Source organism: Pseudomonas sp. PsB (assembly GCF_043658375.1).
In the GTDB taxonomy this organism is placed as follows: Bacteria; Pseudomonadota; Gammaproteobacteria; order Pseudomonadales; family Pseudomonadaceae; genus Aquipseudomonas; species Aquipseudomonas putida_Z.
The window spans coordinates 1-18,290 of the sequence record NZ_JBIGLU010000047.1; the positions used below are offsets into that span (position 1 = coordinate 1).

The following is an 18,290-nucleotide window of genomic DNA, read 5'->3' on the forward strand; positions in this document are numbered from 1 at the left end:
GGGCCCTGTGGGAGCGGCTTTAGCCGCGAACACCGGCGCAGCCGGTGCCATGCACCGCGTTGGATTCTTCGCGGCTAAAAGCCGCTCCCACAGGGTACGCGGATTGCTTGCAATTTCAGTTATCTACGCGACAGCGCAGCCCAAAGGGCTGGGTGATCTCCCACAGGGTTTACGCATGGCTTGCTGGCGATGAGCCAGTGAAGGCCACTACACCGGCAGGCTCTGGTACGGCAATTCATCCCCCGGGCTGCGGTCGAACTGGCGCTTGTACTCGCGGCTGAACTGCGAGGTGCTCTGGTACCCCACCCGGTGCGCGGTCTGCGCCACCCCCAGGCCTTCGCCGATCAGCATCTGCTGCGCCTTTAGTAGCCGCAGGCGCTTGAGGTACTGCATTGGTGCCATGTCGGTGCAGCGCTTGAAGTGCTCGTGGAAGGTCGAAACGCTCATGTTGGCGCGCGCGGCCAGCGCTTCCACGCTCAGCGGCTCGGTGTAGTGTTCGCGCAGGTGGGCAAGGGCGGCGCCGATGCGGGCGAAGTGCCCTTGTTGCTCCACCAGCGCCCGCAATACGCCTGCCTGTGGGCCGCGCAAGGCGGTGTACAGCACCTCGCGTACCCGCGCCGGGCCCAGCACCTTGGCGTCCACTGGGTCCTGCAGGCAGCGCAGCAGCCGTTCCACGCATTCGCGCATCGGCGCATCGAGTGCCGCCGAGGTCATCGACTGCGGGGTTTGCGCCTGCACCGCGGCATCCGGCGCCAGGGCCATGCTTTGCACCAGTTCACCCAGCACGCCGCGGTCGATGTCCACCGCCACGCCCAGCAACGGTGCTTCGGGGGTGGCGAAGGTTTCGCACATGAACGGCACCGACAGTGCCTGCACCAGGTAATGCCCGGCGCCGTACTCCAGGGTACGCGGCCCCAGGCGTGCCAGCTTGCTGCCCTGGGCCAGGATCATCAGGCTGGGTTCGTAGATCTGCGGGCTGCTGGCCACATAGTGGTCCCAGCTCAGCACCTGCACCTGGGGCAGGTGCGTGGGCACGAAGCCCGGGCGCGTGGCGAGGCTGCGGATCAGTGTGCAAAGCGGCGCATTGGCGTCGACGTGGCGGGTCAGTTGCATGATGGACCTGGGCAGAGGATCAGACAGTCTGATCATCGCAGAATGAACGCTCGGCGCCAGGTGCTGCATGGCATCTTCGGAGAATCAGGCATCGATGCCGGAGAATCAGCCGTGGGCGAGGCGGCGCATGGCGCGCAGAATGCGCCGCCTGAATCGTTTCACTTCATAGCGAGGCCCTGCATGTACACCGCCATCGGTTACGCCGCCCAGACCCCCACCAGCCCTCTGGCTCCCATGATCTTCGAGCGTCGCAGCCCGCGCCCTGACGACGTCGCCATCGATATCCTGTACTGCGGCGTGTGCCACTCCGACATTCACCAGGCGCGCAACGAATGGGGCATTGCCGTGTACCCGCTGATGCCGGGCCACGAGATCATCGGTCGCGTCACCGCGGTGGGCGAAAAAGTGACCGCGCACAAGGTCGGTGACCTGGTCGGCGTTGGCTGCATGGTCGACTCGTGCCGCCACTGCGAAGCCTGTGCCAAGGACCTGGAGCAGTACTGCCTGGAAGGCCCGACCATGACCTACGCCACCCCGGACCGGGTCGACGGTAGCAACACCATGGGCGGTTACTCCAGCAGCATCGTGGTCAGCGAGCACTTCGTGGTGCGCATCCCGGCCGGCATGGACCTGCCAAGTGCCGCGCCAATCCTCTGCGCTGGCATCACCACCTATTCGCCGCTCAAGCACCACGGTGTCGGCCCCGGTCACAAGATCGGCATCCTCGGCATGGGCGGCCTGGGCCACATGGCTATCAAGCTGGCCAAGGCCCTGGGCGCCGAAGTGACCCTGTTCACCCGCTCCCTGGCCAAGGCCGAGGAAGCCCGTCGCCAGGGTGCCGACCATGTGATCGTGTCCACCGATGCCGAGCAGATGCACGCCGCGGCGGGCCGTTTCGACTTCCTGCTCGACACCATCCCGGTGCAGCACGACCTCAACCCGTACCTGGAAACCCTGAAATTCGATGGCGTGCATATCCTGGTCGGCCTGATCGAGCCGATCGACCCGGCGGTGCATGCGGCCAATCTGGTGATGAAGCGCCGGGTGCTGGCAGGGTCGTTGATCGGTGGTATTGCCGAGACACAGGAAGTGCTGGATTTCTGTGCCGAGCACGCCATTCGTTGTGATATCGAGTTGCTGGATATCCGCAACATCAACCAGGCGTATGAGCGGATGATTGCCGGGGATGTGAAGTACCGGTTCGTGATCGATATGGCTACTTTGCAAGGCTGATTGGTTGCCTGCCCCGGCCTCTTCGCGGGCTCGCCCGCTCCCACAGGTAAATCACAGCTTACGAAGTCTGTGCAGTACCTGTGGGAGCGGGCGAGCCCGCGAATAAGCCAGTACAGGCAATAAAAATGCTGGATCTGTTACCAGGCCAATGCCCTGTCCCAGCCTTTCCAGAACAACCACCGCCGTACCTCGCCATGCGCCCCGGTACCGATCTGCCAGGCCGGCCGCCCGTTGTCCAGGGCAATCACCGAAACGAACCCGGCATGGCTCGCCGCTACCAGGGTACGCCCGTCCGCACTGATATCCAGCGCACTGATGGTCGACCCCAGGTAATGCTGCCAATGCTCCATGCCATCTTCGCCAAATGCCCGCAGGTAACCATAGGCATCCCCCACGATGTACTCGCCGTCGCGCGCCACGCCGGCATATACCCGTGCGCCATCCTGTACCAGCGGGGTACGCGGGTCCTGGCTGTAGTAGTCGGTATCCAGCCCCGGCAAGTCGGCCACCCTGACAGCCAGCGTGGCACCGCTGTAGAAATGGCAGGCATTGACTATCAACTGGTCACCCGCGCGGTTGAACAGCGCAAAGTGCGGATACTCGCTGGCCGGGCCGATTGCCGCCACGGGCCTGAGCTGGTCGTCCAGCACCAGGTGACGGCTGCCTTGCTCACCGACCACGATCAACCGGCCATCCGCCGACACCGCACCGTGCTCCATGCTCAGCCCGAGGCTGATGTCGTCGGGGTCGGTGCCTTCGTCCAGCTCGTCGAGCACCCGCGCTTGGTGCGGCAGCAGGCGGGTCGCGCCGTGGCGCGTCAGCAGGAAGATACCCTCGGCACTCACCAGCAGCACCCGCTGGCCATCCGGGAAGGGGATCAGCGCGGTTGGCGTCGGCGGCAGGTCGAATGGCTCGAACGGGTAACCCGGCGGTAACCCCTCCAACCCCGTGGGCCAGGCCAGGCGCAGCACCTGCGGGCCGCCCCAGCCATCGGTCACGCGTATGCCCTCGGCATTGGCCAGGGCGAAATAGCGGCGGGCCGGGCAGCGGCCGAAGTGATCGACGCCGATCACCGGGGTCACCCCGAGAGGGTCGATGCGCACCACCTGGCCTTTGTCATGCGGCATGCCGATACGTGCCAGCAGGCTGCCATCCTCCAGCAGCAGGACGTTGCCGATGCCTTGCCCGTGCTCCTTGATCAGCGGCAGCAATGGGTGGTGGGCGGGTGGCCAGGCTTCGCGGAAGGCTTGCTGCTCGAAGGCTTCTACGCCAGGCCGGTTGGCTGCTTGCAGGGCTTGCAGCCAGGCATCGAGCAAATGATCGGTGGCTTGCGGCAGGGGCTCTTCGAGGTCATCCCAGCCTTGCGCGCGGCCCTGCGCGACATAGTCGTTGACGGCCTGGGCATAGGCAGTAACCGCCTGCTGCCACTGTTGCTGCTGGGAGTGCTGCTGGTCCATGAGCGGATCGGGCTCCTTGTTGCATACGCGTTCGCACAAAGCGCGCATGTTACTCCTTCTGCCCGCCTCGCGGTTGTGAGCCCCCGGCTTGACGCGTACCATGCCGGGCATTCCTTCCAATAACAAAGCGTGCGTCCACACCCCGGCAAGCGGGTGGCTGGCGTGCGTCCTGTTGCCTTGCCTGCGGAGAAGCGGTTTGCACCCATGAACGGACCCACACCCACCAACATGCCACCCACGGCGGGTAGCGGCAGCTGGCTGAGCGTCATTGCCCTGGCCCTGGCGGCCTTCATCTTCAACACCACCGAGTTCGTCCCGGTGGCGCTGCTCAGCGACATTGGCCGCAGCTTCGACATGAGCACCGCGCAGGTCGGCCTGATGCTGACCATCTACGCCTGGGTGGTGGCGCTGGCCTCGCTGCCGATGATGCTGCTGACCCGCAACATCGAGCGGCGGCGCCTGTTGCTGTTCGTGTTCCTGGTGTTCATCGTCAGCCACCTGCTGTCGTGGCTGTCACAGAGCTTTGCCATGTTGCTGGTCAGCCGCATCGGTATTGCCCTGGCGCATGCGGTGTTCTGGGCCATCACCGCCTCCCTGGCGGTACGCGTGGCGCCGCCAGGGCAGCAGGCCAAGGCGCTGGGCCTTTTGGCCACTGGCACCACCCTGGCCATGGTCCTGGGCATCCCGCTGGGCCGCGTGGTGGGCGAAGCGCTGGGCTGGCGCATCACCTTCCTGAGCATTGCCGGGGTGGCGCTGGCGACCATGCTGTGCCTGATGAAGTCGCTGCCGCTGCTGCCCAGCCAGAACTCGGGCTCGCTGCGCAGCCTGCCGATCCTGTTCAAGCGCCCGGCGCTGGTGATCACCTATGTGCTGGTGACGTTGGTGATTACCGCGCAGTTCACTGCCTACAGCTACATCGAACCGTTCGCCCTGCACGTGGCGCAGATAGGCGGTGAGCGCACCACGCTGCTGTTGCTGCTGTTCGGCGGTGCCGGGGTGTTCGGCTCGTTGCTGTTCAGCCGTTACAGCGACCGCTTCCCGCATGGCTTCCTGGTAGGGTCGATCGGCCTGCTGGCGGCGTGCCTGTTGCTGCTGTTGCCGCTGTCGGGCAACTTCTACATGTTTGCCGCGTTGAGCATGTTCTGGGGGGTGGCGATCCTCAGCTTCAGCCTGTCGCTGCAGTCCAAGACCCTGAAGCTGGCGTCCGATGCCACCGATGTGGCCATGGCGCTGTTCTCGGGTATCTACAACATCGGTATTGGCGGTGGTGCGTTGCTGGGCAGTATCGTCAGCAGCCAGCTGGACGTGGCGGATATCGGCCTGGTGGGCGGTAGCGTGGCGGTGGCCGGGTTGCTGCTGGCTGTGGCCAGCACCCGGCGGTTCCGCGAGGCGCTGACGCACTGATCTGGGGCTGGTGCGTTCTTTGTAGGAGCGGCCTTGTGTCGCGATGGGGCGCGCAGCGGCCCCCGGCGATATCCGCTGTAACGCTGAAATCCGGGGCCGCTGCGCGCCCCATCGCGACACAAGGCCGCTCCTACAGGTTCTCTGCAGGCCTGTGGGAACAGCTGTTGCAGGCTCAAGCCAGTACGGCAGCCCACGCAGAAATCAACAACACCCCCGCCAACACCTGGTTGAACACCCGCAACCGCCGAGGTGCCTGCAACCATCGCGCGCTGCCCACCCCCAGCAGCGCCCACGCCGCCATGCAGGGCAGGGCAATCAGCAAGAACACCAGCGCCAGTTGCCATACCGGCAACGACGGCGCGGCAAACACCCCGACCACCGCCACGGCCATCAACCACACCTTGGGGTTCACCACCTGCAACGAGGCCGCACTGAGTGCACTGAAGCCTTGCACCGTGGCCGCCTGCAGCGGGGCGGCAGCACTGCGCAGCATCTTCCACGCCAGCCAGCTCAACCACAAAACCCCGGCCCAGCTCATCAACTGCTGGGCCAGCGGGTGGCGCAGCAGCAGTTCACCCAGCCCCAGGCCCACCATCAGCACGATCGCGGCTGCTGCACCGCAGGCCGCCACGATCGGCGCCAGGCTCGCGCGCAGGCCAACGCGGGCGCCATGGGCGAGAATCAACAGGTTGGTCGGCCCCGGGCTGATGCTGGACACCAGGGCAAACAGGATGAAGGGCAACAACGACTGCGACATGATCAAGGGCTCCGGATAAACGAAGCACCATGCTCGCTGCCTGCCGCCTTTCAGTCTGGAAGGTTTGAGCAGCGCCTGCGGTAGTCGGCCGGGGTCAGCTGGTAGGCACGGCGGAACCAGCGCCCCAGGTGGCTCTGGTCGGCAAAGCCCAGGGCCATGGCCACTTCTGTGGGTGTCTGGCCTCGGGCGAGCAGGCGCCGCGCCCGGGCCAGGCGCAGCTGGATCAGATAGGCATGTGGCGCCAGGCCGAATGCGGCCTTGAACGCGCGGGTGAGGCGGAAGCGGTCGATGCCACAGGCCTGGGCCAGGTCTTCCAGGCCGATGTCGCGCTCCAGGTTGGCGTGCAGGTAATCCCGCGCGCGCTGCGCGGTCAGCGGCAGGCGCGGGTCCGGGTTCAGGCGTCGGCGCCAGTGCAGGTGGCGGGTCAGGCAGGCCAGCAGGTCGTCCATGGCCGTCTGCCGGACAATGCGCAAGTCCTGGGTATGCACGGCCTGGAAGGCGAGGGCAGTGGCACGCGCCAGGCGCTCATCGTGGCACAAGGTATCGGCGAAGCTGGGCAGGCTGTCGCCTGGCGCGTGTTCGAACAGTGCCCGCAGTTGGCTGTCCACCCAGGTGGGTTCCAGGTACAGGGTCGAATAGGTGAAGCCGTCCTCGGTGGGCGCATGGCCGTCATGGATTTCACCGGGCTCCAGCAAGAATACGTGCCCCGGCGTGCTGCGATGGCGTACTCGCCGGCAATCGAATTGCTGCACGCCCTGCTCGGTAACGCCAACCAGGAAGCTGTCATGCCAGTGCGGGTCGTAGGCATGCCCGACGAAATGCGCACGGACCGACTCGATGCCGGTGTCGGCGTCTTGCTTGAGGTCGATCCAGTTGCTCATGGGGGCGTGCCGTGGCAGAAATCGCTACCTTAGCGCAACGGCCAGGCTCAGTCTGGAACGATTGTGCAGCCGTTGGTCAGCGCCCGGTTACGCAAGGCCTCGAAGCGTTCGCGCAGCCACAGGTGCAGTTGCGCCACCGCTGGCGTGAGCTGCTTGCGGTGCGGGCACACCAGGGTGACCGGTGCGGGTTCACCGAGGTGCTCGGGGAGGATGATTTCCAGCTCGCCGGCCGCGATGTTGGCGCTTACGTCCAGCCACGACTTGTAGACGATGCCTTCGCCCTGCAAGGCCAGGCGGCGGATCACGTCGGCATCGTCGCTGACCAGTGGCCCGCGCACCTGCACGGTGCGGTTGCCCACCCGCCACTTGTCGTAGACCCGGTTGTGCTGCATGTACAGCAGGCAGGCGTGCTGCTGCAGGGCGTCGGGCGTGAGCGGGCGGCCGTGACGGGCCAGGTAGTCGGGCGCGGCCACCAGCACCCGGCGGTTCCAGTCGGCCAGCGGCAGGGCAATGTAATTGGCGTCCTGGTTGAGGCCATAGCGGATCGCCACATCTACCGGGTCACGGTTGAGGTCGGCGATCTGGTCGGACAGGAAGAAGCGCAGGTGCAGGGCCGGGTGCTCGCGGCGGAAGGCGCTCAGCCACGGCAGCAGCATGTTGCGGCCCAGGTCGGACGGTGCCGACACCTGCAGGGTACCGCGCAGGGTGTTGGCGTTGCCATGCAGGTCTTCACGCCCCTGGCGCAGGCTCTCCAGCACATTCAGGGCCGTCGGCAGGTACAACTCGCCTTCGGCGGTCAGGCGCAGGCTGCGGGTGGTGCGGGCGAACAGGCGCACGTCCAGGTCGCGCTCCAGGCGCTTGATCGCGGCGGCCACCTGCCCCGGCAGCAGTTCGGCCTCGTGGGCGGCAGCGGTGAAGCTGCCCAGCACGCTGCTGCGGACGAACAGTTCGAGGTCGGCGATGCGCAGCATTTTCACTCCAGGGATGAAAGTGTTGCTGCATTGTGCCGGTTTTTCTTTTCTGCAGGAAAGATAAGATGCCCGGCAAATCCCCTGTTCATTCCCGGAGTTGTTGCATGGATACCGTCTCGCTGGCTAAGCGCCGCTACACCACCAAAGCCTACGATGCCTCGCGCCGTATTCCCCAGGCCACTGTCGATGCCTTGCTCGAACAACTGCGTCACAGCCCGTCCTCGGTCAACTCGCAGCCGTGGCATTTCATCGTTGCCGACAGCGCTGAAGGCAAGGCCCGCCTGGCCAAAAGCACCACAGAGCGTTATGCCTACAATTCGCCGAAGATCCTCGATGCCTCGCATGTGATCGTGTTCTGCACCCGCACCGAAATGACCGAAGCGCACCTGAACGCCGTGCTCGACCAGGAAGCTGCCGATGGCCGCTTCCGCGATGATCAGGCGCGTGCCGGGCAGAACCAGAGCCGCCGGCATTACGTCGACCTGCACCGCTTTGACCAGAAGGACGTGCAGCACTGGATGGAAAAGCAGACCTACCTGGCGCTGGGTACTGCCTTGCTGGGGGCTGCGGCACATGGGCTGGATGCCACGCCGATCGAGGGCTTCGACAGCAAGATTCTCGATGCCGAGCTGGGCTTGCGCGAGCGTGGGTTCACCAGTGTGGTCATTCTCAGCCTGGGCTATCGCAGCGAGACGGACTTCAACGCTGGCTTGAACAAATCGCGGTTGCCGGCTTCGCAGGTGTTCACCTTCCTGTGAGATTGCCCGGGGCCGCCCTGCGGCCCTTTCGCGGCGCAAGGCCGCTCCCACAGGATGGCATCGCCTTCAAGGCTTTCACAGGCCTCATGAACTGGCATATGTCCGGCATATGCCGCATACTTGTCGGCAAACGCCGGAAAGGAGAGCGCCATGCTTGCCGAAGTGCTTCGCGACAACGGTTACCACGAGTACCGGGCGCGCCTGCATGCACTGCTGGAAATCCCCGAACTCGCCAGTGACTTCGAAATCCACACCCGCATCACCCATGGCTTCGCTGCCACCTGGCTGGTGAAACTGACCGAACTCGGCGTGTTCACCCCTGTGGAGCGTGACCAGATCATTCCCCTGCGCACGCTGAAAACCCGCATCGAACGTGACCAGCCACTGACCGTGGAAGAAAGCGACCGGCTGTTCCGCTCGGCCCATATCACCGCCATGGCCGAAGCCGTGTTCGGTGAGGCGGGCAAGGCCAAGCGCTGGCTGTCCAAGCCCAAGGAGCGCTTCTCGGGGCTGACGCCGATGCAGATGCTTACCACCCAGCAGGGCACCACCCAGGTCGAAGAGATGTTGCTGCAGATCGCCGAGGGCTTCGGCCTGTGATTCTGTGGCGTATCAGCGCCTATGCAGACTTGAGCGGAACGGGCGGTTTGCGTGTCAGCGGCCGCTGGCACCAGGCGGGCCGGCCAGTGGTGTATGCCGCCACCAGCCCAGCCGGGGCAATGCTGGAGGTGCTGGTGCACCTGGAGATCGACCCTGAGGATTTCCCCACCACCATGCGGCTGCTGCGTATCGAGTTGCCCGACACCGTTTCGCAAGCGCAGTTGCCCGCCTTGCAGCCTGGCTGGTCGAGCCAGACCGAACTGACCCGGGGCCTGGGCAACCGCTTTCTGGATGAGTGCTCGGCATTGCTGTTGCCGGTGCCGAGCGCGATCATGCCCAGCACCACCAATTACCTGTTCAACCCGCGCCATCCGCAGGCAAACAGCGCCAGGCTCGAGGTCGAGGACTTCACCCCGGACAGCCGGCTGTTCTAGGGCCGGTTCACCAAAGTGCCGCTGATGCCGCTGTCAGCACCCGGCCAAACACTTCGAGCGCCTTGTCCACTTCAGCGTCGTTGCTGAAGCGCCCGATGCTCAGCCGCACGCTGTTGCGTGCCTGGCGTTCATTCAGCCCCAGCGCGAGCAGCACATGCGAGGCCGCATTGCTCGCCGAGTTGCAGGCCGAGGTGGTCGACAACGCCAGCTCGCTGGCCAGCGCCGCGCTGTTGAAGCCCTTGCTGTCGATACACAGGTTCAGCGTATGGGGAATGCGCTGGTTGGCGCAGCCGTTCAGGGTGACGCCGGGCAGGGCCAGCAGGCCTTCGCGCAGGCGCCTGGCCAGTTGCTCGAGGCGCAGGTGTTCGCTGTCGCCGGGCTGGCCGGCCAGGGCAAAGGCGCTGCCCATGCCGGCAATCTGGTGGGTCGCCAGGGTGCCGGAGCGCAGGCCTTGCTCATGGCCGCCACCGTGCATCTGCGCACGCATCAGCGTGCGGGCGCGTGGCCCGACGTAGAGCGCACCGATGCCCTTGGGCCCATACACCTTGTGCGCCGAGAACGACATCAGGTCCACGGCCATGGCGCTCAGGTCGATGGCCAGTTTGCTCACCGCCTGCGCCGCATCCACGTGCAGCAGGGCACCGTGGGCACGTACCTGTTCGCCAATCGCGGCAAAGTCGGTGATCGTGCCCAGTTCATTGTTCACCGCCATCAGCGATACCAGGCGGGTGTCGGCGCGCAACGCTGCTTGCACCGCCGCAGGCTGAATCAGGCCGGCGGCATCCGGTGCCAGGCGGGTAACGGCCCAGCCCTGGCGCTCCAGTTCGGCCACCGTGTCGAGCACGGCCTTGTGTTCCAGTTGGCTGGTGATCAGGTGCCCGGGCTGGCCGAGGCCCTGGGCAATGCCCTTGAGCGCCAGGTTGTTGGACTCGGTCGCACCTGAGGTCCAGACCAGTGCATCGGCCTGTGCGCCGACGCGTTCGGCCACTTGCTGGCGGGCCTGCTCCACGGCGTGGCGGGCGGCCTGGCCGAAGGCATGGCCACTGGACGCCGGGTTGCCGAAGTTGGCCTGGCTGCCAAGGCAGGCGAGCATGGTTTCGATGACCCGGTCGTCGACCGGAGTGGTGGCGGCGTAATCGAAGTAGAGCGGGGCGCTGGGCATTGGGGCGAGTCCGTTTCTGTCGCCGTGAAATCGGCGATCGTTGGAGCAAGCGTACCCGCTGTTCGAGAGATATTTTTCGCTTCCAGCGGCTCTATTCTCAGGATCTGCAAGAAAAATTTCTCTCTATTGAGCTTTTCCTGGAAAATTTTTCTCCGCATCGCGAGGGGCTCAGCAAAGGCCCCTCGTCAGCCTCTTCAGGCTGGTGCCAAGGCCCTCTCTTCCTCGGCCACCACACGTTCGCACAACTCGGTTATCTGCTCGCGCATCCAGCGGTTGGCCGGGTCCTGATCGGTGCTTTCATGCCAGTACAGGTGCGTTTCCAGCGCAGGCACCTCCACCGGCAGTGGCTGGTAACGCAACTGATGGCGGCGGGCGAAGCGCTCGGGGACGGTCATCGCCATGTCGGTCTGCTGCAACACCTGCGAGGCCATCAGGTAATGCTGCGAGCGCAAGGCAACCTTGCGCTGCACGCCCATCTTGCCCAGGGCCAGGTCGACATAGCCCAGGCCGTTGCGGCGGCTGGAAATATGGATGTGGGTCATGCCCAGATAGTTGTCGAGGGTCAGCTTGCTGTCGGCCAGCGGGTGGCCCTGGCGCAGGGCGCAGACATAGCGGTCTTGCATCAGTTTGACGTGGCGTACCTGCGGGTCGGTGTTCAGCGGTGCGTCGATGGCGAAGTCCAGGCGGCCGGCGGCGAGTTCCTTGGTGGTCTCGCGGCGCTTGCACAAAAAGCTTTCGATCAGCACCGCCGGCGCCAGGCGGCGCAAGCGCTGGAACAGCGGCGGCAGGATCACCGCTTCGGTCAGGTCGGTCATGCTGATGCGGAAGGTCTTGTTGGCCTGTTGCGGGTTGAAGATGCGGCTTTCCTGCACCGAGGTGCGCAGCAGTGCCAGGGCGTTGCGCACCGGGCCGATGATGTTCTGCGCCATGGGCGTGGGCACCATGCCTTGCGCGGTACGCACGAACAGCGGGTCGTTGAAGGTTTCGCGCAGCCGCGAAAGGGCGTTGGACACTGCCGGCTGGGTGATGCCGACGATCTGCCCGGCGCGGGTCAGGTTGGCTTCGGTGTAGATCGCATCGAACACGATGAACAGGTTGAGGTCGACCTTGCTGAGGTTCATGGGCGCCGCTCTTTGTTGGAATTATGGGTCGATCATATATCGGTTATGAATGTTTATACACGCGGAAAATAGACTAGGTGGATGGGGCCATGCTGCTCTAGGCTCTGGCCCATGTACTCCGAACCGTGAAGGTAGCCCAGATGGATTTCGCCTATTCGCCCAAGGTCCAGGCACTGCGTGAGCGCGTCAGCGCGTTCATGGACGCCTATGTCTACCCCGCCGAGGCAGTGTTCGAGCGCCAGGTCGCCGAGGGCGACCGCTGGCAGCCCACCGCAATCATGGAAGAACTCAAGGCCAAAGCCCGCGCCGAAGGGCTGTGGAACCTGTTTCTGCCCGAATCGGAATACGGTGCCGGCCTGAGCAACCTGGAATACGCCCCGCTGGCAGAAATCATGGGCCGTTCGTTGCTCGGTCCGGAGCCGTTCAACTGTTCGGCGCCAGACACCGGCAACATGGAAGTGCTGGTGCGCTATGGCAGCGAAGCGCAGAAGCGCCAGTGGCTGGAGCCGCTGCTGCGTGGCGAGATCCGATCGGCGTTCGCCATGACCGAACCGGACGTGGCCTCCTCGGATGCCACCAACATGGCCGCCACCGCAGTGCGTGACGGTGACCAATGGGTAATCAACGGCCGCAAGTGGTGGACCTCCGGCGCTTGCGACCCACGCTGCAAGGTAATGATCTTCATGGGCCTGTCCGACCCTGAAGGGCCACGCCACCAGCAGCACTCGATGGTGCTGGTGCCCACCGATGCGCCTGGGGTGAAGATCGTCCGCCCGCTGCCGGTGTTCGGCTATGACGATGCTCCCCATGGCCACGCCGAGGTGCTCTTCGAGAACGTGCGGGTGCCGTATGAGAACGTGATCCTGGGTGAGGGCCGTGGCTTCGAGATTGCCCAGGGGCGCCTTGGCCCCGGCCGCATTCACCACTGCATGCGCTCGATCGGCATGGCCGAGCGCGCGCTGGAACTGATGTGCAAGCGCTCGGTGGAGCGTACCGCCTTCGGCCGGCCATTGGCGCGTCTGGGCGGTAACGTCGACAAGATCGCCGACTCGCGCATGGAGATCGACATGGCCCGGCTGCTGACGTTGAAAGCGGCGTACATGATGGACACGGTCGGCAACAAGGTCGCCCGCAGCGAGATTGCGCAAATCAAGGTAGTGGCGCCGAACGTGGCACTGAAGGTGATCGACCGGGCGATCCAGATTCATGGCGGGGCAGGGGTAAGTGGCGATTTCCCGCTGGCTTACATGTACGCCATGCAGCGCACCTTGCGCCTGGCCGACGGACCGGATGAAGTGCACCGGGCGGCGATTGGCAAGTATGAGATTGGCAAGTATGTGCCGGCGGAGATGATGCGTAGCGGGCGATGATTTTTGCCCGCTTGTTCCGGCCTCTTCGCGGGCTTGCCCGCTCCCACAGGAACTGTGCCGCCTCCAAGCTGTGCGCAATACCTGTGGGAGCGGGCAAGCCCGCGAAGAGGCCCTTGAAGGCTCACTCTGGATGGTCAGACCCGCATCTGCGGGTCTTCCTCCTTCTCGCTGACTGTGCGATCGACATTTGAAGGCTGTCTGGATTGAGCACCCTTGATTTCCGGCTTCTCCCCTCGCGTCTTGACCAGCGAAACCACCACCCCACCCAGCAACAACCCGAACGTCACCCCCAACGAAAGCAACGCTGGCACCTTGCCCACCATGCCGTGGTAGAAGATCTTGCAGCCAATGAAGATCAGCACCAGCGCGAGCGCGTACTTGAGGTAAACGAACCGGTGCATCAGCGCCGCCAGCGCAAAATACAGCGAGCGCAAGCCGAGGATGGCGAAGATGTTCGAGGTATAGACGATGAACGGGTCCTGGGTGATGGCGAAGATTGCCGGGACGCTGTCGACGGCGAATACCAGGTCGGCCAGTTCGATCAGCACCAGCGCCATGAACAGCGGGGTGGCATGGCGTAGCGCCTTGTGCTGCCCGGGCGGGGTCTGCTGCACGAAGAAGTGCGAACCGTGGATCTGCTCGGTGACCCGCATGTGCCGGCGCACGAACTTCAGGATCGGGTTGTTGGCCAGGTCGGGGCGGCTGTCCTCCTTCGACAGCGCCATCTTCACCCCGGTAAACAGCAGGAAGGCACCGAAGATATACAGTACCCAGGCGAAGTTCTGCACCAGCGCCGCGCCCACGCCGATCATGATCGCCCGCAGGAACACCACCCCGAGGATGCCCCAGAACAGCACGCGGTGCTGGTAGCGGCGGGGGATGGCGAAATAGCTGAAGATCATCGCCATGACGAACACGTTGTCCATCGACAGCGACTGCTCGACCAGGAAGCCGGTGTAGAACTCCAGCGCCGACTGCGCGCCCAACTGGTACCAGACCCCGGCGCCGAACAGCACGCCGACGCTGAAATAGCCCGAATACAGCAGCAGGCTCTCGCGCATTTCGATTTCCCGGTCGTGGCGGTGCAGCACGCCCAGGTCGAGTACCAGCAAACCGATGACGATGGCCATGAACACCAGCCACAACCAGGCGCTGGTACCGAGGAACGGGGTGGTGAGGAATGTCTGTAGAGCTGTCATGAGCCCCTCCTTCAATGTCGACGTTGCATGGCAACAGTGATCCGACATGGCGGCCTGGCAGCCGTCAGAGGGGCCCGGTATCACATGGGCTTGAGCCTAGACCCGTTTGCCGGTGATGCCGAATGGGGAGCTGTTACATTTCTTTGCCAGGGCGCTGTGTAGGAGCGGCCTTGTGTCGCGAACGGGGTGCGCAGCGCCCCCACGGTCTTGGCATCGCCACAGAATTGCCGGGGCCGCTTTGCGGCCCTTTCGCGACACAAGGCCGCTCCTACACCAGTCAGGCCAGAGCAGGCCTATCGTTCAATAAACCCACACTTCCACCCGGCGATTACGCAGTCGCCCTTGCTCCAGTTCGTTCCCTGCCACTGGCAGTTCATCCCCCATCCCCGTCACCTCCAGCACCTCCACGCCATCGCGCGCCAGCTCACGACGCACCGCCTGGGCCCGCAGGCGGGAGAGCAGGGCGGCGCGACCGGGTGTCTCCTTGGGGTCGCCAAAGCCCACCAGCACCGCCTTGCGCCGCAACTTGCCCGCTTGGCGCAGGTAGTCGGCCACCCGCTGCACATCGCGCAGGGCCTTGTTGTCGAGGCTGGCGCTGCCTTCCTGGAAGCGGAAGTTAACGCTCAATCGCTGCGCCTGCTGGGCCAGGGTGCGATAGCGCGGCGGCATGTCGGCCTGGGGGGCTACAGGTTGGGCCTCGATCTGCTGCGCAACGAAACCCTGCTGGGCGACGATCGCCTGGCCCGCCGGGCTCTGAGCGAAATCGGCCAGGGCCTTGGCCTGGGGCTTGGGGTTGGCCGGCAGGTAGAAGTACAGGCGCCGCGATAGCGGGTAATCCTCGCTGGCCACCAGTGCACGCTCCGGCAGCATGGCCGGCGCGTCACCTTCGGCCACCGCCAGCACCTTGGCCCCATGCACCGCCGCCAGGCTGCTGAAACCGATGGCCTGGCGGTCGGTGCTCACTCGCGCGGCCAGCTCGTCGCTGGACTCGAAGCGTTGGGCCTTGGGCGAAAGCTCGCCGTGCTGAGGCTCCAGCACCAGTGCCTTGAAGGTCTCAAAGGTACCGGAGCGGTCGTCACGGGCGTACAGGTGGATGGCCCCACCGGCAACACCCAATTGCTCCCAGCGCTGTATCTGCCCGGCAAAAATCTGTGCCAGTTGCCCCGTGGTGAGTTGTGGCAGCGGGTTGTCGGGATGAACGATGACGGCAACGCCATCCAGGCCGATGACTTGTTCGGCGGCAGCGGCGCGCAGGTCGCCCAAAGCCTGCAGTTGGCTTGCTTCGTTGTCGTTGATCGGCCGCGATGCGGCGGCCAGGTCGGCCTCGCCATGGCCCAGGGCGACGAAGCCGGTGCTGGAACCGTGTGCGGCGATGTCGATGCGCAAAGGCTGGCCACGCGTATCGCGAGCGGTGATGACAGTCTCGTTGGCCAGCTTGCCCGGGTACTGTTCGATGGCGGTAGCTTGCTGCGCGCGCAATTGCCCTTGCACCAGCGCTGGCAGCAAGGCCGCGCCGATGGTGTTGGAACCTTGCACGCGCAGGTGAGCGGGCTCGGCCAGGGTCGCCAGCGGCAGCAGAGTGAGCAGCAAGACAAGCAGACGGGGCATGCCGGAAGGCCTATGGCATAGAGATGGCCGGCAGATTACGACAGTGGCGTGATGATAATGTGACAGTCCATGGGGCAGTGGGCTTTGCCTGATGCTTGTAAGTTCGCGTCAATGGGGCTGCTGTGCAGCCCATCGCCGGCAAGCCAGCTCCCACAGGGCCCTTGCCAATCCTGAAACCTGCGCTGTAACTATGGGAGCTGGCTCGCCGGCGAAAGGGCCGCAAAGCGGCCCCAGCGGTATCAATGCGCCCCGGCAGACTTGCTCAGGTCACTTTCTGCCCACTCGGTATAGATGCACGCATCCGCCACCGCCCAGCGCACCTTCACAGTATCCCCCGGCTGCATCGGCATGCCCGCCGCCGACAAAGCCTTGACCGTCAGCTCGGTACCGCCCGCAGTCACCACATGGCAGGTCTGGCTCTCGCCCAGGAACAGCACTTCGCCAACCTTGGCGCTGACCTCGTTCCAGCCCGCCGGCAGCGGCTCGCGCGCGGCCTGTTCGGCGGTCAGGGCCAGGGCCTTTTCCGGGCGCACCATGATCAGTGCGTCCTGCGAGGCGGCCAGGCCCGGGGTCAGGCGGATGGCTACCGGCTGTCCCTCGAAGCTGCCCGCGCCATTGCTGCTGGCCTTGATCCGCAGGAAGTTGGAGTTGCCCAGGAACGAGGCGACGAAGGCATTCGGCGGGTTCTGGTACAGGTCGTAACCGGTGCCCAGGCCGACGATCTTGCCATGGCTGAAGATGGCGATGCGCTGGGACAGGCGCATGGCTTCTTCCTGGTCGTGGGTAACGTAGACGATGGTGATGCCCAGGCGCCGGTGCAACTGGCGCAGTTCATCCTGCAGGTCTTCGCGCAGTTTCTTGTCCAGCGCGCCGAGCGGTTCGTCCATCAGCAGGATGCGCGGTTCATACACCAGCGCCCGGGCGATCGCCACGCGCTGCTGCTGGCCACCGGACATCTGCGACGGCTTGCGGTGGGCGAACTTTTCCAGCTGCACCAGCTTGAGCATGGCGTCGACGCGCTTGCTGGTTTCGCTGGCGCCGAGCTTGCGAATGGCCAGCGGAAAGCCGATGTTGTCGCGCACGTTCAGGTGCGGGAACAGCGAATAGCGCTGGAACACCATGCCAATGTCACGCTTGTGTGGCGGCACGTTGACCAGTGACTGGCCATCGACCAGGATCTCGCCGCTGCTCGGTGTTTCGAAGCCGGCCAGCATCGACAGGGTGGTGGACTTGCCCGAGCCGCTGGAGCCGAGGAAGGTCAGGAACTCGCCGTCCTGGATTTCCAGGTCGAGGTTGTCCACGGCGGTGAAGTCGCCGTAGTGCTTGTTCAGGCCGCGCAGGCTGACCAGGGTCTTGCCGTGCGCGTTGTCTTTGATCACTGCACTCATTGTTGTTTTCTCCGCGCGCTCAGGCGTTGGCTTCGGTGCGCCGGCGCAAGGCGGCGGCAATGAACATGACAAGCAGCGACAGGCCGATCAGCAGGGTCGAGGCCACGGCGATGACCGGGCTGAGGTCCTGGCGCAGGGTGGTCCACATCTTCACCGGCAGGGTCTGCAGGTCGGGGCTGGCCATCATCACGCTCAGCACCACTTCATCCCACGACACCAGGAAGGCGAACAGGCCGCCGGCGATCATCCCCGGGCGAATCGCCGGGAAGGTCACCTTGAAGATCGCCTGCAGGCGCGAGGCGCCGCAGATTACCGCGGCATCCTCGATCGACTGGTCGAACAGCTTCAGCGAGTTGATGATCGAGATGATGGTGAAGGGCAGGGCGACGATCACGTGGCTGACCACGAAGGCGAACAGCGTGCCGGTGTAGCCGAGCTTGAGGAACAGCGCGTACACCGCCACGGCAATGATCACCAGCGGCACGATCATCGGCATGGTGAACAGCCCGTACAGCAGCTCGCGGCCGGGGAAGCGGCCACGCACCAGGGCAAACGCGGTGGGCAGGCCGAGCAGCACGGCGGCGATGGTGGTCAGCACGGCCACCTTCAGGCTGGCCAGCGCGGCGTCCATCCACTCCGGGTTGGAGAAGAACTGGCCGTACCACTTGAAGGTCCAGCCCGGTGGCGGGAACACCAGCCACTGCGACGAGCCGAACGACAGCAACACGATGAACACCACCGGCAGCAGCAGGAAGGCCGCGATGACCCCGGTGGTCAGGTACAGGCCCGTACGCAGCGGGCGGCCCATGGCATTGGGAGACAGGAGCATGGCGG

17 protein-coding genes are annotated in these 18,290 nt (G+C 64.9%); 6 read left to right on the plus strand and 11 right to left on the minus strand.

The annotated features are described in order from the left end of the window. Positions 1–207 precede the first annotated feature (207 nt). Positions 208–1,113, minus strand: coding sequence for an AraC family transcriptional regulator (locus ACGLHT_RS27480; RefSeq protein ID WP_054572090.1), 906 nt, complete (start codon positions 1,111–1,113; stop codon positions 208–210). A 180-nt stretch (positions 1,114–1,293) separates the two neighbouring features. Between ACGLHT_RS27480 and calA the strand changes: the two genes are divergently transcribed. Continuing rightward, positions 1,294–2,346: a vanillin reductase gene (gene calA / locus ACGLHT_RS27485; RefSeq protein ID WP_274120606.1), complete on the plus strand. Its 1,053-nt coding sequence runs from the start codon at positions 1,294–1,296 to the stop codon at positions 2,344–2,346. A gap of 137 nt (positions 2,347–2,483) precedes the next feature. Here calA and ACGLHT_RS27490 read toward each other — a convergent pair whose 3' ends face one another. Continuing rightward, positions 2,484–3,803, minus strand: coding sequence for a hypothetical protein (locus tag ACGLHT_RS27490; protein ID WP_274079963.1), 1,320 nt, complete (start codon positions 3,801–3,803; stop codon positions 2,484–2,486). Positions 3,804–4,007: 204 nt separating this feature from the next. Between ACGLHT_RS27490 and ACGLHT_RS27495 the strand changes: the two genes are divergently transcribed. Continuing rightward, entirely contained in the window at positions 4,008–5,207 is a 1,200-nt protein-coding gene (locus tag ACGLHT_RS27495; protein WP_274120605.1) for a sugar transporter, read from the plus strand. A 172-nt stretch (positions 5,208–5,379) separates the two neighbouring features. On the opposite strand, the gene ACGLHT_RS27500 is transcribed toward ACGLHT_RS27495, so the two are convergent. Genes ACGLHT_RS27500 through ACGLHT_RS27510 form a run of 3 tightly spaced genes read right to left on the minus strand, consistent with a single transcriptional unit; the run spans position 5,380 to position 7,816 of the window. Further along, a complete protein-coding gene (locus ACGLHT_RS27500) occupies positions 5,380–5,964 on the minus strand; it encodes a LysE family translocator (RefSeq protein WP_274120604.1) in 585 nt (194 codons plus the stop codon). Between the two features lie 50 nt (positions 5,965–6,014). Beyond that, positions 6,015–6,845 carry an AraC family transcriptional regulator gene (locus ACGLHT_RS27505; RefSeq protein WP_025339652.1) on the minus strand — a complete coding sequence of 277 codons (831 nt, stop codon included), beginning with the start codon at positions 6,843–6,845 and terminating at the stop codon, positions 6,015–6,017. A gap of 47 nt (positions 6,846–6,892) precedes the next feature. Beyond that, positions 6,893–7,816, minus strand: a complete 924-nt coding sequence (locus tag ACGLHT_RS27510) for a LysR family transcriptional regulator (protein ID WP_274079880.1) — start codon at positions 7,814–7,816, stop codon at positions 6,893–6,895. A 104-nt stretch (positions 7,817–7,920) separates the two neighbouring features. Here ACGLHT_RS27510 and nfsB point away from each other — a divergent pair, with 104 nt between their 5' ends. The 3 genes from nfsB (at position 7,921) to ACGLHT_RS27525 (ending at position 9,608) form a co-directional block, all read left to right on the plus strand. Beyond that, positions 7,921–8,574 carry an oxygen-insensitive NAD(P)H nitroreductase gene (gene nfsB / locus ACGLHT_RS27515; RefSeq protein WP_196181983.1) on the plus strand — a complete coding sequence of 218 codons (654 nt, stop codon included), beginning with the start codon at positions 7,921–7,923 and terminating at the stop codon, positions 8,572–8,574. Positions 8,575–8,724: 150 nt separating this feature from the next. Continuing rightward, complete coding sequence (locus ACGLHT_RS27520; RefSeq protein WP_013973163.1) at positions 8,725–9,174, plus strand: antitoxin Xre/MbcA/ParS toxin-binding domain-containing protein; 450 nt, start codon at positions 8,725–8,727, stop codon at positions 9,172–9,174. Next, complete coding sequence (locus ACGLHT_RS27525; protein ID WP_015270851.1) at positions 9,171–9,608, plus strand: RES family NAD+ phosphorylase; 438 nt, start codon at positions 9,171–9,173, stop codon at positions 9,606–9,608. Before ACGLHT_RS27520 ends, ACGLHT_RS27525 begins: the two co-directional genes overlap by 4 nt. A 7-nt stretch (positions 9,609–9,615) precedes the next feature. On the opposite strand, the gene ACGLHT_RS27530 is transcribed toward ACGLHT_RS27525, so the two are convergent. Together ACGLHT_RS27530 and ACGLHT_RS27535 are read right to left on the minus strand one after the other, a co-directional pair. Next, positions 9,616–10,770 (minus strand): cysteine desulfurase family protein, encoded by a 1,155-nt coding sequence (locus ACGLHT_RS27530; RefSeq protein ID WP_274120603.1) that lies wholly within the window; start codon positions 10,768–10,770, stop codon positions 9,616–9,618. A 194-nt stretch (positions 10,771–10,964) separates the two neighbouring features. After that, entirely contained in the window at positions 10,965–11,891 is a 927-nt protein-coding gene (locus ACGLHT_RS27535) for a LysR family transcriptional regulator (protein ID WP_025339647.1), read from the minus strand. A gap of 140 nt (positions 11,892–12,031) precedes the next feature. On the opposite strand from ACGLHT_RS27535, the gene ACGLHT_RS27540 reads away from it, so the two are divergent. Continuing rightward, entirely contained in the window at positions 12,032–13,261 is a 1,230-nt protein-coding gene (locus ACGLHT_RS27540) for an acyl-CoA dehydrogenase (RefSeq protein WP_013973159.1), read from the plus strand. Positions 13,262–13,395: 134 nt separating this feature from the next. Here the strand turns inward: ACGLHT_RS27540 and ACGLHT_RS27545 are convergent, their stop codons facing one another. The 4 genes from ACGLHT_RS27545 to ACGLHT_RS27560 form a co-directional block, all read right to left on the minus strand. Further along, positions 13,396–14,460: a TerC family protein gene (locus tag ACGLHT_RS27545; RefSeq protein ID WP_274120602.1), complete on the minus strand. Its 1,065-nt coding sequence runs from the start codon at positions 14,458–14,460 to the stop codon at positions 13,396–13,398. Positions 14,461–14,760: 300 nt separating this feature from the next. Continuing rightward, positions 14,761–16,068, minus strand: coding sequence for a substrate-binding domain-containing protein (locus ACGLHT_RS27550; protein WP_274120601.1), 1,308 nt, complete (start codon positions 16,066–16,068; stop codon positions 14,761–14,763). A gap of 239 nt (positions 16,069–16,307) precedes the next feature. Further along, positions 16,308–17,456: an ABC transporter ATP-binding protein gene (locus ACGLHT_RS27555; RefSeq protein ID WP_025339644.1), complete on the minus strand. Its 1,149-nt coding sequence runs from the start codon at positions 17,454–17,456 to the stop codon at positions 16,308–16,310. A gap of 19 nt (positions 17,457–17,475) precedes the next feature. Next, positions 17,476–18,285, minus strand: a complete 810-nt coding sequence (locus ACGLHT_RS27560; RefSeq protein WP_015270845.1) for an ABC transporter permease — start codon at positions 18,283–18,285, stop codon at positions 17,476–17,478. Positions 18,286–18,290 lie beyond the last annotated feature (5 nt).

Excerpts from the sequence above, each read along its gene's own strand:
- ACGLHT_RS27480 (WP_054572090.1), bottom strand. The coding sequence starts at position 1,113 with ATGCAACTGACCCGCCACGTCGACGCCAATGCGCCGCTTTGCACACTG.
- calA (WP_274120606.1), top strand. The coding sequence starts at position 1,294 with ATGTACACCGCCATCGGTTACGCCGCCCAGACCCCCACCAGCCCTCTG.
- ACGLHT_RS27490 (WP_274079963.1), bottom strand. The coding sequence starts at position 3,803 with ATGGACCAGCAGCACTCCCAGCAGCAACAGTGGCAGCAGGCGGTTACT.
- ACGLHT_RS27495 (WP_274120605.1), top strand. The coding sequence starts at position 4,008 with ATGAACGGACCCACACCCACCAACATGCCACCCACGGCGGGTAGCGGC.
- ACGLHT_RS27500 (WP_274120604.1), bottom strand. The coding sequence starts at position 5,964 with ATGTCGCAGTCGTTGTTGCCCTTCATCCTGTTTGCCCTGGTGTCCAGC.
- ACGLHT_RS27505 (WP_025339652.1), bottom strand. The coding sequence starts at position 6,845 with ATGAGCAACTGGATCGACCTCAAGCAAGACGCCGACACCGGCATCGAG.
- ACGLHT_RS27510 (WP_274079880.1), bottom strand. The coding sequence starts at position 7,816 with ATGCTGCGCATCGCCGACCTCGAACTGTTCGTCCGCAGCAGCGTGCTG.
- nfsB (WP_196181983.1), top strand. The coding sequence starts at position 7,921 with ATGGATACCGTCTCGCTGGCTAAGCGCCGCTACACCACCAAAGCCTAC.
- ACGLHT_RS27520 (WP_013973163.1), top strand. The coding sequence starts at position 8,725 with ATGCTTGCCGAAGTGCTTCGCGACAACGGTTACCACGAGTACCGGGCG.
- ACGLHT_RS27530 (WP_274120603.1), bottom strand. The coding sequence starts at position 10,770 with ATGCCCAGCGCCCCGCTCTACTTCGATTACGCCGCCACCACTCCGGTC.
- ACGLHT_RS27535 (WP_025339647.1), bottom strand. The coding sequence starts at position 11,891 with ATGAACCTCAGCAAGGTCGACCTCAACCTGTTCATCGTGTTCGATGCG.
- ACGLHT_RS27540 (WP_013973159.1), top strand. The coding sequence starts at position 12,032 with ATGGATTTCGCCTATTCGCCCAAGGTCCAGGCACTGCGTGAGCGCGTC.
- ACGLHT_RS27545 (WP_274120602.1), bottom strand. The coding sequence starts at position 14,460 with ATGACAGCTCTACAGACATTCCTCACCACCCCGTTCCTCGGTACCAGC.
- ACGLHT_RS27550 (WP_274120601.1), bottom strand. The coding sequence starts at position 16,068 with ATGCCCCGTCTGCTTGTCTTGCTGCTCACTCTGCTGCCGCTGGCGACC.
- ACGLHT_RS27555 (WP_025339644.1), bottom strand. The coding sequence starts at position 17,456 with ATGAGTGCAGTGATCAAAGACAACGCGCACGGCAAGACCCTGGTCAGC.
- ACGLHT_RS27560 (WP_015270845.1), bottom strand. The coding sequence starts at position 18,285 with ATGCTCCTGTCTCCCAATGCCATGGGCCGCCCGCTGCGTACGGGCCTG.